11 protein-coding genes are annotated in these 18,069 nt (G+C 39.1%); all 11 read right to left on the bottom strand.

Going from position 1 to position 18,069, the window contains the following annotated elements:
- Positions 1–2 precede the first annotated feature (2 nt).
- The 11 genes from AAFH98_RS12270 to AAFH98_RS12315 all read right to left on the bottom strand — a co-directional run bounded on the left by AAFH98_RS12270 (position 3) and on the right by AAFH98_RS12315 (position 17,871).
- Complete coding sequence (locus AAFH98_RS12270) at positions 3–1,070, bottom strand: aldose epimerase family protein (RefSeq protein ID WP_342523011.1); 1,068 nt, start codon at positions 1,068–1,070, stop codon at positions 3–5.
- Positions 1,071–1,302: 232 nt separating this feature from the next.
- Positions 1,303–1,527, bottom strand: a complete 225-nt coding sequence (locus AAFH98_RS12275; protein ID WP_342523012.1) for a hypothetical protein — start codon at positions 1,525–1,527, stop codon at positions 1,303–1,305.
- A gap of 81 nt (positions 1,528–1,608) precedes the next feature.
- Positions 1,609–4,752, bottom strand: a complete 3,144-nt coding sequence (lacZ, locus tag AAFH98_RS12280; protein WP_342523013.1) for a beta-galactosidase, LacZ type — start codon at positions 4,750–4,752, stop codon at positions 1,609–1,611.
- 195 nt (positions 4,753–4,947) lie between these two features.
- Positions 4,948–6,312, bottom strand: a complete 1,365-nt coding sequence (locus AAFH98_RS12285; protein WP_342523014.1) for a BNR-4 repeat-containing protein — start codon at positions 6,310–6,312, stop codon at positions 4,948–4,950.
- Between the two features lie 101 nt (positions 6,313–6,413).
- Positions 6,414–7,205, bottom strand: coding sequence for a 3-keto-disaccharide hydrolase (locus AAFH98_RS12290; RefSeq protein ID WP_342523015.1), 792 nt, complete (start codon positions 7,203–7,205; stop codon positions 6,414–6,416).
- Between the two features lie 133 nt (positions 7,206–7,338).
- The gene (locus tag AAFH98_RS12295) at positions 7,339–9,765 is read right to left on the bottom strand and encodes a glycoside hydrolase family 2 TIM barrel-domain containing protein (RefSeq protein ID WP_342523016.1); all 2,427 of its coding nucleotides are present in this window, start codon (positions 9,763–9,765) and stop codon (positions 7,339–7,341) included.
- 41 nt (positions 9,766–9,806) lie between these two features.
- Positions 9,807–11,384, bottom strand: coding sequence for a glycoside hydrolase family 30 protein (locus AAFH98_RS12300; protein WP_342523017.1), 1,578 nt, complete (start codon positions 11,382–11,384; stop codon positions 9,807–9,809).
- Between the two features lie 34 nt (positions 11,385–11,418).
- On the bottom strand, positions 11,419–11,583 hold the full coding sequence (locus tag AAFH98_RS15110) for a glycoside hydrolase family 97 C-terminal domain-containing protein (protein WP_407935509.1): 165 nt from the start codon (positions 11,581–11,583) through the stop codon (positions 11,419–11,421).
- 55 nt (positions 11,584–11,638) lie between these two features.
- A complete protein-coding gene (locus AAFH98_RS12305) occupies positions 11,639–13,336 on the bottom strand; it encodes a RagB/SusD family nutrient uptake outer membrane protein (RefSeq protein WP_342523018.1) in 1,698 nt (565 codons plus the stop codon).
- 18 nt (positions 13,337–13,354) lie between these two features.
- Positions 13,355–16,441 (bottom strand): SusC/RagA family TonB-linked outer membrane protein, encoded by a 3,087-nt coding sequence (locus AAFH98_RS12310; protein ID WP_342523019.1) that lies wholly within the window; start codon positions 16,439–16,441, stop codon positions 13,355–13,357.
- 230 nt (positions 16,442–16,671) lie between these two features.
- Positions 16,672–17,871 carry a glycoside hydrolase family 88 protein gene (locus AAFH98_RS12315; protein ID WP_342523020.1) on the bottom strand — a complete coding sequence of 400 codons (1,200 nt, stop codon included), beginning with the start codon at positions 17,869–17,871 and terminating at the stop codon, positions 16,672–16,674.
- Positions 17,872–18,069: the final 198 nt, after the last annotated feature.

Raw genomic sequence — 18,069 nt, forward strand, 5'->3', positions numbered from 1 at the left:
AGCTATTTATTACTCGACAGCTTATATACGGAAAGTGAATGATAAACGCTATCTGGTTCTAAAATGGTGGATGGAAAATTATTTTGATTGGGAGAGTCGGGAAAATGTTGCGGCTCAAGGCAAAACGCTGTTCGGTACTTGTAGGGTTCACCTTCTTTGCCAACATCAGAACCATCCATAAAATTACCACTATAGAATTGTATTCCGGGCTCTGTTGTATAAATTTCCATTGTCCTTCCGGAGTTGGGTTCATGAACTTTGGCCGCCCGTGTTAGCTTACCATTATTTTCTTTATCAAGTACAAAATTGTGATCATATCCTTCTCCAAAATCGAGCTGTTCACTTTTGTTATCAATATCTTTACCCATGGATTTTGCATTTGTAAAATCAAATGGTGTTTGTTCCACAGAAGCTATCTCTCCAGTGGGAATGAGCGTCGAATCAACGGGCGTATAATAATCAGCCTCAATTAATAGTTCATGATTGTTTATAGTACCACTGGCTGCTCCACCCAAATTAAAGAAAGCATGATTGGTCAGATTAACCGGCGTTGCTTGATCGGTGGAGGCGGTGTAATCTATTTTTAATTCGTTGTCATCAGTAAGAATATACTGGACTTTCACTTTGAGATTCCCAGGATACCCCTCTTCCCCCTCTTCAGAGAAATAAGTCAACACTAAGTGCTGATCATCCAACTGCTCAGCATCCCACACCACATTATGAAATCCACCAGGACCACCATGCAAGTGATTGGAACCGTCATTCGTAGCCAGCTCATAATCCTCACCATTGAGGCTAAATTCGCCCTCATCAATACGGTTGCCAAAACGTCCAATCAAAGCACCAAAATAAATCTCATCGGCATTGAGGTATCCATCAATACTATCAAAACCAAGCACGATATCGTCGAACTCCCCGTTTTTATCGGGCGCCAACCAGCTAACTATGCGTCCACCATAGTTAGTAATGGCTATCTGCATGCCTTTTTCATTTTCGAGTTGAAAAAGGCGTGCATCAATGCCGTTAACAGCAGATTGAAATTCCTCTTGTAGTGGGATCTCGTTATACAAATATGACTGTTTTTATTAAAAAACTGATTCCATCAAATTTAATTATGATGGTAGTGGCACTTTGATAGAATAACTACAAAACGCCATGCTAATGTTAGCGATAACAAAGCTATATTACAAGTACTGAGTCCAAGCATATACGTTTTTTTAATAGGCCATATACCATATTTAAATTGCTTCAAAAGAATGCTTTAATCGGATGTCTTTAGAAGATCGCCCGACTGCACGACTATCAGAAACCACCCCATCGCTGGTCGCAGGCAATATCCAAAATTGGAGAATAAATATTAGTATATCCCAGTGCTTTAGCTTCTGAGCCTGTTACTTGTCCAATTTTAGATACCAGATCATCTACACGTTGTACTATATTTTTATTCGGATCTTCATAGATATCTTTCTCTCCATTTTTATTAAAATCGATCCATCTTTCATGACATATATCGCTACTTTGTCCCATCGCTGAAATGGATAGGACAAAGAGCAATACAAATGCGAAAACAAAGGTTTGGGCATTATGAATCACAATTAGATTACCTATCTATTGATTCTTTATGGGCTGAAGGACGAAATCATAGTGATATTCATCTTCTAACAAGCGATATTTATCTAAAGGCATATTCCCCCAACTATTATCACCACCAACTCCACGCTGTTTATAATCGATGTGAAGTTCGACCAAATCACGTGTTGGTACTTGGTAATAGTAATCGAGTTCTCCTTCCAGATCTTCTGTTCTATAGTGGTGAGCATTTATATTAAGAGGTTCAGACAAGCTATTTACTATTAAACCCATGTCATCCTCATTTTGCAATTTTGCCCATCGTACGCCCGTTTTATTCCCATTTTCCTGGGGAGTCATATAAGGGACAAATTGTTCTAAAACAGTGCCTGAATATTCTCCCACAAAGGCGCTGGTTTTGCGATCCGGATAATTCTCATGAGGACCCCTCCCGAACCATTTTATGTTTTTAAATTCGCCAGGCAGTTCCATACTCATTCCGAACCTGGGAAGCTCCGGCAATGTATCATTAGCTGCTTTGAATGAAGCATTTACCTTTATAGCTCCATTGCCATAGATAGTATAATCAGCATTGAAAGATGATTGACTCTTTTCAAATATTGATTCCGTGGAAATAAATATTTCGCTTTCTGACCTAATCGTGGATTCCATTGCTTTAAGCTCCCATTGATCAGCCAAATTCTTCCAGATTGCAGCACGTTCGGGTAACCCATCTCCAGCATCATTACTTGTAGGTGCTCTCCAGAAATCAGGTTTGAGCCCTCTTTTTATCAAATGTTGCCCATCAACAATATACGTCTTTAGAAAGCCGCCTTTCCGATCAAAGATAATGGTGAAATTGTCCCCTTCAATCCGAAAATCTTTATCGGATTTAAATAGCGTGATTTTTTCTGACTGTTTATCTGCAATTTTCTTCGAACTCTGCTCAAAAGGAAGTTTAAACTGCTCTTTTGCTACGATATGTCCTTTTTCCAACAAACCGGTATCTTCTTTCATCCGGGCATAGACGTTTATGAAATATTCTTTGTTAGGGTTGATTTCTATATCCCCGATCGGAATACCTACCTTGCGATTTTCTCCGGGTTCTATAGCATTCCCTATAAGCTCATCACCTTCTTTTATTTTTTGTGTATCTTCGAAAACCTCCCAATTGAATGTAAATCTATCCGTATTAACAAACTCATACTGATTACTGATAGTAATAACGCCATTCTGAAGATCTTTTGGCTCAAATTTGAGATATTGATACACTTTCTTGACTTCTTTAAGGGCTGGCGTAGCAGTACCATCGGTAAATAATAGTCCATTAAAAGCAAATGGTCCATCAGTTGGGGTATCTTCGGGTCCAAAAGCCCCACCATAGGCCCAATATGTTGATCCATCGGGTAGTTCCTGCAAAATTCCCTGATCTCTCCAATCCCAAATAAAGCCACCCTGCAGCTGTTCTTCACTCTCGATCAAATCCCAGTAGTCGACTAAGTTCCCGGTACTGTTCCCCATTGAGTGCGAATATTCACAAAGAATCATTGGCCGGGGGTCACCTGATTCTACGAACTCTTCCATCTCATGAATCCGATGGTACATGGGAACAACAATATCAGTATAATCGTCCGTCCAAGCCTGTTCATACTGAACTGGACGCGTTTTGTCATTTTCATGTATCCACTCATACGCTTTTTTGAAATTCCGCCCGGCCCCGGCTTCATTCCCCATCGACCAGATAATAATAGAAGCATGGTTTCGATCTCGTTCTACCATCCTCCGGATTCGATCCAAATGAGCTTTTTCCCACTTCGGATCTTCAGCAAGTTCACTACTCATTCGGTACCCATATTCCGGGTAGTCATAAACTCCCATACCATGGGATTCAATATTTGCTTCTCCCACAATATAGAATCCATATTGATCTGCCAGTTTATATAAATATGGGTTTTGTGGATAATGAGCCGTCCGGATTGCATTAATATTATGAGCCTTCATTTTTTTAAGTTCAGCTAATATATCCTCCCTACTTTCGGTATGCCCTTTTACCGGATCATGCTCATGGCGATTCACTCCCTTTAGCAAAATAGGTTTGCCATTTACCTGCAATTGACCATCCTTCACCTCTGTTGTACGAAAACCAACTTGATGAGTAAGAAACTCGGGCTTATCAATATTGGGATGATCCATACGGATCACTAAGGTATATAGCTGGGGATTTTCGGCAGACCATCGCTTTACATCGGGTAATTTGTCTTTAAGAGAAACTTGTATTGATTGCGAATTATCCCCTTCTATGGATTCTTTACCTGAACTAACCTTTTTACCCTCATCATCTAACAATTGATAACTAACATTGCCATTAACATTCCTATTGGTATTATTTTGTACCGAAATACTTAAATCCAGAACTCCATCTTTGTAACTATTTTCTAAGCCCGCTTCGACATGGTAGTCCTCAATTGAAAATTGAGACTTCGAGTAAAGATAAACATCGCGTTGTAATCCGCTCATACGCCACATATCCTGATCTTCCAAATAACTCCCATCCGACCAGCGATACACTTCAACAGACACTTTATTCTCTCCCTGTTTTAAGTATGGACTAATATTAAATTCAGCAGGTAGTTTGCTGCCCTGTGAATAGCCAACCTTCTCACCATTTATCCATACATACATCGCCGATGACACGCCTTCAAAATGGAGAATTACTTCTCTGTCTTTCCATGTATCAGGTACGGTAAACGTTTTTTGGTATGATCCCACTGGATTATATTCAGATGGAATATGCGGTGGATTTTTTTCAAAAGGATAAGCTGTATTGGTGTATAAAAGCGTCCCGTATTCTTGTATTTGCCAGCTTCCTGGTACTTTAATCGTTTCCCAATTTCTATAGTTAAAGTCCTCCTGATAAAAATCAGCTGGACGCCTGGCTGGATTTCTGCTCCATTTAAATTTCCAGTCTCCATTTAACGACTGGTGAAAAGTTGATTCCCGGTAATCACCCTTTTGGGCTATATTCTCATCCCCAAAAGGAATTACATTCACATGAGATGGGAGCTTGTTTTTTTCTATTATTTGGGGATTTTCCCAATCATTTTCTGATGATTGAGAAAATATATTTCCTACAGAAAATACAATTAAAATACAGACAGTCAGAAATATCGATCGGATTTTCATAATTGTTTGAATTTAGTCGGTGTTATATCAATAATGATTTTTTAAAAATTCAGTTTTTCGAAAGTGTAACAGCACTTTTCATCTCACTCCAAATAGGGTAATTGCACCCTGGACACTTATATTATTACGTTCTATATGTATCTTTCCATTTTCTTTTAAAAAAACTCATAAGATTGAGCTAAAACTAGCAGTGATTTATTCTGCTACCTGATTCATCTTGATGGAACTACTATAATTGGTATAATGGATGTATTCTTCGTTAAGCATCCACAATACCTGGAGCTTATTTCCCTCCACCGCATTTCTAATAGCAACAGGACGTACGTTATCAGTATCAGAACCGGTGGTAATCGATTCCTGCTGCCATGATTTTCCACCGTCTGGGGTGACCCATTTTTCTATTTCAAATGTTCCTTCCCGCTGGCGGGACAAATACACGATATTGGGATTTTCGTGATCCAAGGCAATTCCCCCCGAATAATTGGGCTCACGTTCCTGCTCCCCCTCCGGTGTTTCGGGGAACCATCGTCCGGAATCAACCAGCTTATGATTTTGCCAACTACTGCCATCCCATTTTGCATAATGATAGATATGGGTAGAATCATTTGGGAAAGTAGCATAAACAATAGCCGGCGTTCCATTTTGATCTGCTGCCACATCCCAAATCCATGCCTTTGGACCTTCATTGCCATTATAAACCAAGTCGGTTTCGGGCGGCGCAATAGGTAGGGTATCAGCAATCATTGATCCATCGGCATTACTATATTCTCCATCGTTGTAAGCCATATAGTAAATACTGTTGTTCTCCTCCAGCCGAGGATGCCCCTGTGTAAAAGCAAAATGAATTTTATCTCGTCCATTAGAAGCCAACTTTACATATGGGCGGCGATCTTTATATTCTCTGTCGGGCAAAATTGCTATCTCTCCGCGACTCCAACTTTCTCCCCAATCTTTAGAAAAAGCATAATTGGGCTTAAAATCACTCCCACGCCAAAAAAGGTATAACGTATCCTCATCCTCCAAGTAGATTGGATTAGTGTACGTATAGGTATCACTATACTTGTTATACTTTTCATCATCATTGAGATCTAATTTCTCTGGCCCCTCCCATTCCATAATATCCTCAGGACTTTTAGACCTCTGCAACAAAATAGGTTCTTCTGTAGCATGTTTGGAATAAAAAACAAGAAGCTTACCATCAGGTCTAATCACAATAGAAGGATTATTATGATCATCTGCCTGAAAATCTGGATCGATAATTTTTGTTTGAGTAGTTGAATCTTCGTGATCATAATACCCAACTACAATATCCCCTTCACTGCTGACCCATCCGGCATACGTACGCTGGTGCTTACCTTCAAAATAGACCGCTCTGGGATCAGAAAACCAGCACCAGGCACCATTTTCTGTAAAGACCGGAAAGTCTGCTCCTATAGTTGGCGATTTCTCGTCATAGCTTTCTGAACAACCAACGAATATCCCTAATAACAGAAAACCTAAAATGAAATATCTGCTATTAGTCAGACCAGGATAAATTATATTTTGACTATTGTGTTCCACGATTTTTTATAATGTAATTTTTAAGAGAGATAACTAATCTCAGTTTCTATTCAATCTTCTACTGGCTATTATCAGCCAGTTTTTAACTCTTAATTTGTGGTTTATTCTAAGGGTTTGATCTTGATATCCTTAAATTCTACGCCCTGCCCTTCGGCTTGCAAACCGATATAACCTTCTGTTAAAGCTTTCTCATCAACTTTTATATCAGGGTTAAAACCACTTACAACCCCACCCCCAATCTGGGGTTTGGTATATTCCAAAACTTTTGCACCATTTACTTTATGGATCACCAGTGAATCGCTGTAAACAACAAGCTCAGCATTTATCCATTCATCCCATTCAAAACTACCAGATGTAGAATTAATACAGTGTCGGTCATCGATCTCCCCCTTATAAAACACATCAGTACCGGGAGAACACATATTGGCCGTTGGCCTCGGATTTCCTTCTCTGTCAGCAGCCAGCATCTGGTATTCAACAGAAATAGGCCAATTTTGCTCTTTTAATATTGTTTCTGGATCCTGCGCGTGAAACATTACACCACTATTTCTATGAGTATAGTCAGGTGCATCCTCTAACCACTGGTCCGTGAATCTATATTTGAACTTTAGGTGATACGAAGAAAAAGATTCCTCATAAAATAAATGACCAAAACGTCCCCCAAATTTGTCATAGTCACCATAATTTACCTGGATAACTCCGTCTTTAACCCTAAATGTATTGGCATAATTTTCGCCCACTTCATGATGATGTATTTTAACAATCCAATCATCTATATCTTTACCATTGAAGAGGGGTTGCCATTTCGTACTATCTTTAGTTTGTGTTGTAGCACCACCGGAGATAAAAAGCACCGAAATAGCTATTAATAAAATATATGTTGTATTATTCATTTAACTCTTTTCATCAGTTGGTGAATCAACTATTTCTTTAATTCCATAATTAAGTGTTTTAATGTCAATCATATTAATATTTCCACCTTCAATAGATTTATCTGAATTAGATTAATCTTTTATAGAAAATTACTTATTGAGCTTTAATGGTCACCTCAGCAGATTGCAGCCCTTTTCCTGTTGCTTTCACGTTAATATCTCCCTGCTTGCCATTGGATTGTAAAATAATCCGTGCCTTGCCATTATAAACTTTCCGATAATCTGCTTTATAAGGCTCAATACTATTATGATTACTGTTTCCAACACCAATATTTTGGCCAGCACCCTCAATCATAAAATTAATCTTATGCCGCGCATCAGGCACAACAACTCCTTCTCTGTCGGTAACCATAACCTCTACGCTAGAGATATCTTTACCATTAGCTCGTATTTCTGATCGATTAGGTTTCAATTCAATTTGATATGGTTCACCAGCAGTACTCAGTGTATAGGTAGCTACCTTTTTTCCTTCATTCTTAGCTTCAGCACGCAGTGTACCATTTTGATAAGGAACACTCCAACGAAGTGTATGGTTTTCAGCTTCGCTAATTTTTCTTGTTCCCATAGATTCTCCATTCAGGTATAACTCAACACTTTCAGCATTAGAATAGGCAATAACCTCTACTTCTTCGTTTGTATAATCTTCCCAATTCCAGTGAGATTGAACCTCGGGCCAGTCATTTTCATCCGAAGGATTTATAGTTGATAGATAAACCATTGGCTCATCAGACCATAAACTTTGCCGATAATAAAAACCAGGTTTCCGGACATTGCTTAAACTTACCAGACCAGATCCATTACTACGATTGGGAAACTGCCCAGCTTCTCCCAAGTAATCGATACCCGTCCATAGAAACTGTCCTGGTATATAATCGTTATTTTTAACTGCCAACCATGCTTCGTAGGAATCACCATTCTCACTACCAATCATTTTTCGACCAGGAAAATCTTGGTGATCTTCTTCATAAAATTCTTCTTGATAGTTATATCCTACTACATCAAGTAAAGCAGCATACCCGGTTTCATTTGCCAAGGGTATATTTGCTGATGCCGCGGTTACCGGACGGGTAGTATCAATTTCTTTTACATAGTCGTATAACTTACGAGCAATTTCAGTTACGTGGTAACCGTCTGGTCGCCATTCCTGATAATTATCACGATTAGGATCGGTATAAGGATCGTTAGGATAATCAATTTCATTTCCAATACTCCATAATACAATAGAGGGATGATTCCGGTCGCGGCGAATCATATCCTGCAAATCCTTTTTTGCCCAGTCCTCAAAGAAATCGCTGTATCCATGTTGTGAATAATAGGTATTAAGCCCTGCTGCCCCTTCTTCTTCCCCAACATTCCATCCTTTAATCCATTTTTTCTTGCCAATTTCCCATTCATCAAAAGCTTCATCCATTACGATAAAACCCATTTCATCAGCCAAGTCAAGCAATTCTGGTGCCGGAGGATTATGACTTGTCCTGATAGCGTTAGCTCCCATCTCTTTCATAATTTTAAGACGATCTTTCCATTCCTGTTTGGGTACAGCGGATCCCAGGGAACCGGCGTCGTTATGGAGACAAACCCCTTTGATAAGCATAGATTTTCCATTCAGGAAGAATCCTTCATCGGCTTCAAATCGGAAGGTTCGAATACCAAATTTCGTTTCCTTTCGATCATAAATATTGTTATTGCTATAAATTTCCGTCACATAATCATAAAGATGAGGATGCTCAACAGACCATCGGTTGGGATTGTCAACTGTTAGGACCTGATCCACTTTCCTTTCCGAATTTGGAGGTAGATGTACAGAGGTTTCCCCATTGGAAATCTTTTTTCCAGATTTATTGACCATTCCCTTCAAAGTAATATTCTGTGATTCATCAGAATCATTTACTAAGGTAGTTGTTACCTTAACGGCAGCCTCACTCTCTGAAACTTCAGGAGTTCGAATATGTGTACCCCACTGTTTGATGTGCACCGGGTTCATCACCTTAAGCCAAACCTGCCGTGTAATACCGCTACCCGTATACCAGCGAGCATCAGCATAATTGGAATGGTCAACACGTACAGCAACTACATTTTCCTGATCTCCAAAATTAAGATGTTCAGTTAATTCGCGACTAAAGCTGATAAAACCATATGGACGTTTTCCCAGGTATTCGCCATTGATCCAAACCTCTGCATTTTGATAAACTCCATCGAAAAGGAGTTGAATCTTTTTATCACGCTTATCTTCCGATAAAGTAAAAGTTTTACGGTACCATCCAATCCCTCCCGGTAGATAGCCCTGTCCACTTGCCAGATCTTTACTAAATTTCTCTTCTATACTCCAGTCATGAGGTGTATCAATAGTACGCCATTCACTGTCATCAAATAAAGTAAACTGAGCTCCGTGGGCCTCTCCTAACTGAAACTTCCAGTTATTATTAAAATCTATTTTCTCCCTGACCGGCTGCGCTAATAAAAGCGACGAAATGCTCAAAATTAAGAATAAAGCAATTCCCAAAATTTTAAGAAAGCGCATAAAATACCTCATTATTATAGATTCAAGGTCACACAGGTATACTAATTAGAAAGATCAGCTTGGAAAGTCATTATGGATCGAGCAGGAACCGTAATTGATTCATTAATAGGTATTGACTCTTGTCTTTGCAGGTTTTTATCACTGGATGTGAGATATGGTACAAACTCAGATAAACTTTGATCTCCAGAATTTTTAATACTGATCGAAATCTCTTTATCCAAATTCCCATAATTTACAAGTACAACGGTAAGTTGTCCTTTATCCTCATGAACATAAGCGGAGGCCATTACCTGCATGGCAGCTTCTTCTGCTGTAGCATCATCTGACCGACTAAGCCCCAACCGGACTGAACCCGGCCGTATAAATCTGCTATAGTTACCTAATCCCCAAAGTAATTTTGAATCATAGATATCTCCATTCTCTATGTTTTTATCTATATAAACGAGTCCATCTTTATAATCATAAGGACTAACACCAAGCCACCACTGCCAAGATGCAGCATTGGTAATAGTTAAATCAAAATGTATAATCCTGGCTACATAAAGGGCTGGATCTATACCTAAATCGCGCCCATTGCCCTGGATTTCTTCATTATCGGCCAAGATACAATATTCAGACATCCAGTAATCAATAGGCTCATCAGCATTCTCTATATTTTTGCGTACTTGGCGACGGTGTTCAATCATATCCGCAACTGGCCAAGTTGTAAAATAGCTATGTGCCGCCATTTTAGGAGCTATCGTTGAGAGATTTTTTACTTCACTTCCCGCTCCAAAAAAGTGTTCGGTCTGATTGCTTCTGCCAGAAAGATCTCCATCATATAAAAAATCGATCTGAGCTGTTTCTGGTATTTCAATTTTGCTATCTAAATCATATTCTTGAAGTTTCTGATCCAGAGCCTTAACTACTCCATCAATTTCTTCATTCTGATAAGGTGAACCCTCTTGCCCATTATCTTGTGACCAATCCCATTGGGGCTCATTTACGGGACTAATGTAACTCAAAGGGGTTCCCTGACTGCTAAAATACTGGGCTATCTGAGCCAAATAATCGGCAAAATGCTCATAATTTGATTCAGAAATATTAGCTTCTTCGCCACCGTTCCCATAGGCTTGACCATTTTTAGTAAGTAGTATCGGGGGACTGTTCACGAATCCAATAAAATTCTCTACCCCCCGCTGGGATGCGGCTTCTACAAACCATTGCTGCCCCTGTTGACGACTCCAATCATAAGTACTGTCTGCAGCCAGAAAACTTTCGGCCCGGCGCCAAGGATCGCCAATACCACTTTCATTGCCTTGGCGGGCACTCCCTGCCCCGATATTAAATCGCCATATTGATAATCCTATTCCTTCTGGATTACCTTGAGAATCTATCTCAGTACTAAACAAATAGTCTGCTATATTTTCCCGTTTTTCCAGAGGCCAATTTTTTCCTACAAATTGGGTACTCCATGCGTCAGAAGCACCAAATCCTTCAATTTTTTGTTGTTTATTCTCAAAATCTACAGTCAGAGTCAAAATTTCTGACTCCGAATCAGAACTATTATTCCTTTCCTTAACGGTACCATCACATCCAATAAAAATGAGTAGAAGTCCCAGAAATATTTTACTTTTCATATATAAATAGATGATAGGATCTTTTTAATTGTTATTAACTTGAGATAAACTCTATAGCACACCCGCCAGCAGAAGCAAGTTGAATTTTCAGATCATCAGTTGCATTAACCTCCCTCTCCTCAATAATAATTAGCTTCGGCTGCTGTCCTGATTCAGGAGCATCTCTATAAAAAAATGAGTACTGTTTTAATACTGTTATTTAGTAAATGGATAAGGGAGATACCCGATCATTGGTATCTCCCCCATTTAACCTGTTAATAACCGGGATTTTGTTCTAACTGACCATCTGATGCCTGTATTTCTTCTCTTGGAATTGGTAGCCAGTAATGTTTCTCTTCAAAGCTACGACCATCCAAAGCGACTTTACGTTCATATTCCAGGCTACCATCACCATTCTTTGTGATTCGCATGCCATATGCTGGCTCATTCTCGGTATCCATGGCTATCTCCCAACGTCTTACGTCATAGAATCGATGTTCTTCAAATGCTAATTCAATACGACGTTCATTACGAATGCGTTCTCTCATCTCGCTTTGGGTTAGATTCTGTGGCAGATCAGGCATTCCAACACGGTTTCTAACCTCATTAACAGCATCATGAACACTTGCATCAGGTCCCGTTGCTTCATTCTGAGCTTCTGCATAATTGAGCAATACTTCAGCATAGCGAATATATATCCAAGGCTGAGTGCTTTGACCATTCCAAGGATTAGTAATAGGTAAATCAGGATTGATGAATTTTCTAAGGTAGTACCCTGTTTTACTCGTATTCCACGGCTGTTGCCCGTCTTCACTATCTCTGCCCCCGGGGACAAAAGTTTCTACCTCTCGGTCCCTATATTCAGCACCATTAAAAAGAATGGTTTCGTAAAATCGGGGGTCGCGATCTTCATAAGGATTTTGGGGATCATAACCTGAACCGGATTCATCTATAGGCATCCCATTATCCATCTCGTAATCATCCACCAAGTTTTGGAGGGGAGTATTTCCAGCCCAACCACCGTATCCATTCGGTCCATTAGCAATCTCTAAAGGCAGGTGACGATTATCGAAGGTATATACACGCTCAAAAATAATTTCAGAATTATTGTATGGTGTCAAAAACAACTCTCCATAATCGGGATATAATGAATATTTTTGCATATTCATTACCTCTTCTGCCGCATCTGCTGCTGCTTGCCATTTATTTGGGTCATTATTTCCATCTGTATAAAGTGGACTGGCTGCATATAGAAGTAATCTGGATTTTAATGCTAAAGCTGCTCCTTTAGTAGCTCTTCCCTTTTCCCAATTAGAATTATGATCAGTCGGAAGATTTTGTGCCGCTTTATCCAGCTCAGAAACCACATAATCAATGGCTTCGCTGATGCTTGCTTTTTCATACAAGTCCTCTGCTAATAAGTTATCCTCAAGTTGGTACACTTCATCTCCCATAAGAGGCACTTCCCCATAATTTCTAATTAAATCATGGTAGCGATATGCACGTACAAACTTAATTTCAGCAGTAAGCCTTTGTTTCTTAGACTCACTCATATTAACATCATCAATATTGTCTAAGAAAAGATTACAATCGCGGATTACACGGTAACTTCTTCCCCAGATTGTACCAGCTATACCCAGATTGGCTGGAGAAAGTTCTCCTCTTTGTATCAGCCAGGTATCATCATCATTATTATAAATTGATTCATCTGTAAGAGAACTCCAGAGAGCATATTCCCAGGTACGCCCAAATCCAGCGCCACTACTTTCCACACCTTCTTTGTTGGTCAGACGTGGACCTATATATGTATTAATAACAAATGCCTCAACCAATGAAGAATCTTGCCATATTGCATTATCTGCTAAACGATCTGTAGGTTGAACATTTAATAGGTCTTGATCACAAGAACTTGTTATTAATAAGACTAATAACAATATCGTTGAATATATATATGTATATCTATTCTTATTCATAGCGTTATCCATAATTGTTTAAAATTTCAGACTGAAGCCTACATTAAATATTCTTTGCTGTGGGTAAAATTGGCCACTCCCACTTGAGCCTTCAGGATCAAATCCTTTAGCTGGTGTAAACGTCAAGAGGTTATATCCACTAATATAGACACGTCCTCCTCTCCAATTTACTCCCGGTAATAAATCGGGGCTAATATTATACCCCAACTCTACATTTTTAAGTCTCAAGAAGGCACTATTTCTCAGCCAAAAAGTACTGGGATAATTTCCTCCACTAATAGAAGAGGATGCCCTGGTAGTAACACGGGGATAAGTTCCACTATGATCATTGGGGCGCCATCTATTTTCGGCCCAATAATTAGGAAAGTTGCCGACATCTCCCGATTCAGGTAAGATATACTGAGCAACTCTGGCTTGTCCTTGAAATAAAACTGAGAGATCAAAGTTTTTCCAGTTTGCTCCTACATTAAATCCATAAATAATTTCAGGAGAATCACTTCGATCTACACGAACACGATCATCTGCAGTGATTTCACCATCACCATCATAATCTTCATAAATTAGATCTCCCGGTTGTGCGCCTGAAACATGGGGATAATTTTCCAAAGCCTCCTCATCTTCAAAGATTCCAATTGCTCTATATAACAACTGGCTACCCAGTGGTTTTCCGGTTTGACTCTGGTAGTCCAATGTATTTGGCGCTTCATCCATAAAAATGACTTTATTTCTGGCATAAGTGATATTACCACCAATTGTATATTGGAATTCATTAGAAAAGCCTCCTTCATACTGAACCTGTCCTTCTATACCTTGATTTTCTACTTCACCAATATTTTCATCTGGGACTAATGGTTCACTATCATATGGATTGACAATACCTGTAACTTGTGGTATAGAACCACTTCTGGAAGTAAGAATATTCTCTCTTTTTTCATGAAAAACTGTTGTCTCAAAAGTTAAATTTTCAAATAAAACAGCTTCAATTGCTATATCAGCTTTTCTTGAGACCTCCCATGTAATATTTGAATTCTCCAACTTTGTTAAGTAAGCACTGGTTTTAATACTTTGACCGGTTGCATACCTATTATCTAAGGTATAATTGTTAAAATATTGGAAAGCAGGTACCCTATCACTTCCAACTTCTCCATAAGAAGCTCTTATTTTCAAGTCGTCAACAAAAGAAACATTTTCTGAAAACCAGGGTTCTGAGGAAATTCTCCATCCTGCAGATACGCTTGGAAAGAAACCATATCGTTGACCTTCGGGAAAGATTGAAGAGCCATCATATCTAAATTGTAGCTCCATCATATACTTACTCTGGTAATTATAGCTTAAACGACCCAAATAATTTCTCCTGGTTTCTCTATAGCTTGATCCTTCATTTGAGGCGTCCTCTGCCGCTGATCCACCCTGGGAAAGCTCTGGCAAAACTGAAGTTGGAAAATTTAACCTGGTAGCACTAAAATTGTCTGTTTCATAGATACTTTGTTCGTATCCTACAAAACCCTCGATATTATGATAACCAGCGATCTCCTGCTCAAAATTTAATTTGATATTTGCTGTTACTAACGAGGTATTATCCTGCGACTCAGTAAGGTTAGGACTACTTCCTCCCACAATTTCTTCATTAAAATCACCGGATTGCTCTTCGTATTGATATATCGTATAAGGTTTGGCAAAAGATTTATTAATATTGAATTCTTTGTCAGCTGAAAGGAATCCATCCAAATAGATTCCATCAACAAAAGGCAATTCATAAGTACCGTTTAATTTCCCATTTAGAACATAACTGGGATTCTTAGTAGTCCCTCCTGCATCTGTAACCATCATAACCGGGTTACTGCCCTCTATACCGTAAGATGGGAGATCATTTTCTGGGTAATACGCATTTACTGTTGGATAAGCTCTATAAGCTGATCTGAAAATACTTGATGCCGGAGACTGAGGATAAATACGGTCTTCTTGACGTCCAGATAATGTTAGTCCTAAATCAAGATTGTCGTTCACCTCGGCATCTACATTTGAACGAACATTATACTGCTTATAATTAGTTACCCCATTTTCATATAATCCATCTTGGTTTAAGAAACCAGCTGAAACCCGATACTGTACATTTTCATTACCACCAGAAACTGCAAGATTATGTCTATTCTGCATTGTTACTGGTTTCAAAGTTTCTTCCAACCAATCAGTATTGGGATAATTAAGTGGATCACTCCCACTACGGAACAGTTCAATTTCTTCTGCTGTATATCGTTGATTCAATCCACCATTGGGATTATTATAGTAACTTATTTCATTTGCTATTGTAGCATACTCAGCTGAATTAGCCATTTCTGGAACTCTTGTCGGCATGGAAAATCCTTGGTTAAATGAATATTCCGCCTGGATATCTCCTTCTTGCCCACGTTTAGTAGTAACCAGAATAACGCCATTTGCAGCTCTTGATCCATAAATAGCAGCTGATGCGTCTTTCAGAACAGATACACTTTCAATATTACTCGGATCTAAGCGGTCTAAACCACCAATCTGACTCGGTACCCCATCTACCACAATCAAAGGATCATTATTATTTAAAGTAGCAGATCCTCTAATTCTAAGCGTTGATCCATCATAACCTGGCTCTCCTGACCTACTATTTGCAATAATTCCCGGTGTTCTTCCCGCAAACGTATTCGAAAGATTTGCGGTAGGCGTTTTTTCTAAATCAGCCCCTTGAACAGAAGATACCGATCCAGTTACAGTAGCCTCTTCCTGTGTACCATAGCCAACTACAACTATATCCCCCCCAGAAATAGTTGTAGGATTTAATTCAACATCAATCGTTGTCTGCCCATCAATGGGTACTTGTTTTTGCTTATATCCTATAAAAGAAAAAACCAACGTCCCTTCCAGGTCATCAATCGTTAACTCATATTGACCATCCCTGTCAGTGCTCGTACCAGCTTTAGTACCTTGAACTGAAATGTTTACACCGGGTAAAACCTCACCAGTTTCTACATCAGTTACTGTACCTGAAACCGTATTATTTTGAGCTTCAGCTATACTGTAACCGGTTACAAACACCAGAATAAAAAGAATCCGCAAAGTGTATCTTAGTTTCATAATAAAGTATCCCTATTAATTATGCTGATCATTTTGCCAATTTTAAATTAAGGCAATCAATCTAATGTTATCGCTAACATTGTGCTTTTAACTTGGTGAAAAATGAATTACTTATCAAACAAAAATTAATTGAGGTGAAAATTTTCTATCACATCGATAGTAAAACTGGAATTACTTTCCGGAAACCCTATGATAAGGCTGCCCCGAGTTTCCAGTAAAGAGAATCCCTTTTATCTGTATTCAAATAATCTTTTCATCGCCTCTAAATAATAATAGTCAGCATAAGTTAAGGGAACATCTATCTCACCACCCTGGGGCATATTACCTACACTGTGTTGTAGCAAGAAATTAGCATTTTCTCCTACTTTTGAACGATAGGGGGCTTGTGATAAGCTCTGAACAATTTGTTCTGCATTCTTGTAATAAGTTACTTCTTTTTCATTTCCAGCATAATTACTTAATTCCAGTAAAGCGGAAGCCATTATTGCTCCAGCAGAAGCATCACGTAATTTCTCTCCCCCCTGTTTAGGAGCATCAAAATCCCAATACGGAATGTTATCATCAGGCAGCCGGGGATGATCAAGCAAAAAATCTGCTATTTCTTTCGCTTTTTTTAAATAGCGATCAAAGCCTGTTTCCCGATAAGCCATTGTATAACCGTAGAGCCCCCAGGCCTGTCCTCTGGCCCATGCAGATGAATCAGCATAACCCTGTGCGGTTCTTTTTTCAAGCACTTCGCCTGTTTGAGGATCATAGTCAACGACATGATAACTGCTTCCATCATCACGAAAATGATGTTCTAAGGTTTTATCAGCATGATTGATAGCAATATCAGCGTATGTTGAATCTCCGCTATACCCGGTAGCCCAGAACAGAAGTTCCAGGTTCATCATATTGTCAATAATAACTTGATAAGGACCTTCCTGATCGTCCTTGTCACCCCATGACCTAATAGCCTGCACGTCTTCGTCGTATCGTTTGGTAAGCGTTTCGGCTGCCGTCATCATCACATCGGCGTATGCCGAATCTCCGGTTATGCGAAAAGCATTACCAAAACTACAATATATCTTAAATCCAATATCATGATCCGAAGCATTATTTTTTTCTTGCTCTATTGCCCAGGTACGCTCTTTTGCAATTTTTTTCAGGGAATCGGATTCTGAGAACTCAGATAAATACCACAGACTGCCCGGGAAAAAACCACTCACCCACCAGTCTGATTCACTGGTAACCAGGGAGTCGTTAGTCGTTGAAACAATGGTCTGTGGTGAGCGATCCTCAGGTACAGCTTCATGCAATGCTTTATATTGTGTAACAGCCGTTTCCAGAGAATGTTCTATTAATTCCTCTAACTCTTTTTCTGATTCTCCGGATTTCTGACACCCCACCCATATCAACAGAATTGAAACAAAGACAATAAAATTTTTCATGTTATTTAAACAACTATCATTAGCATTTTCAATTGAACCAATCTTGTATTACCACGGATTATTTTTTTGATATATCTTGGTAAACGTATCATAGTCGCCCAAAATAGGACGAATTAAAAAACTATAGCTATATAACTGACCCCTTAACTAATATGGTGATTAGTGGATAAGAATTTTGACTCAAGCTATCATTCCCTC

Origin of the sequence: Fodinibius sp. Rm-B-1B1-1 (assembly GCF_038594945.1) — a bacterium.
In the GTDB taxonomy this organism is placed as follows: Bacteria; Bacteroidota; Rhodothermia; order Balneolales; family Balneolaceae; genus Fodinibius; species Fodinibius alkaliphilus.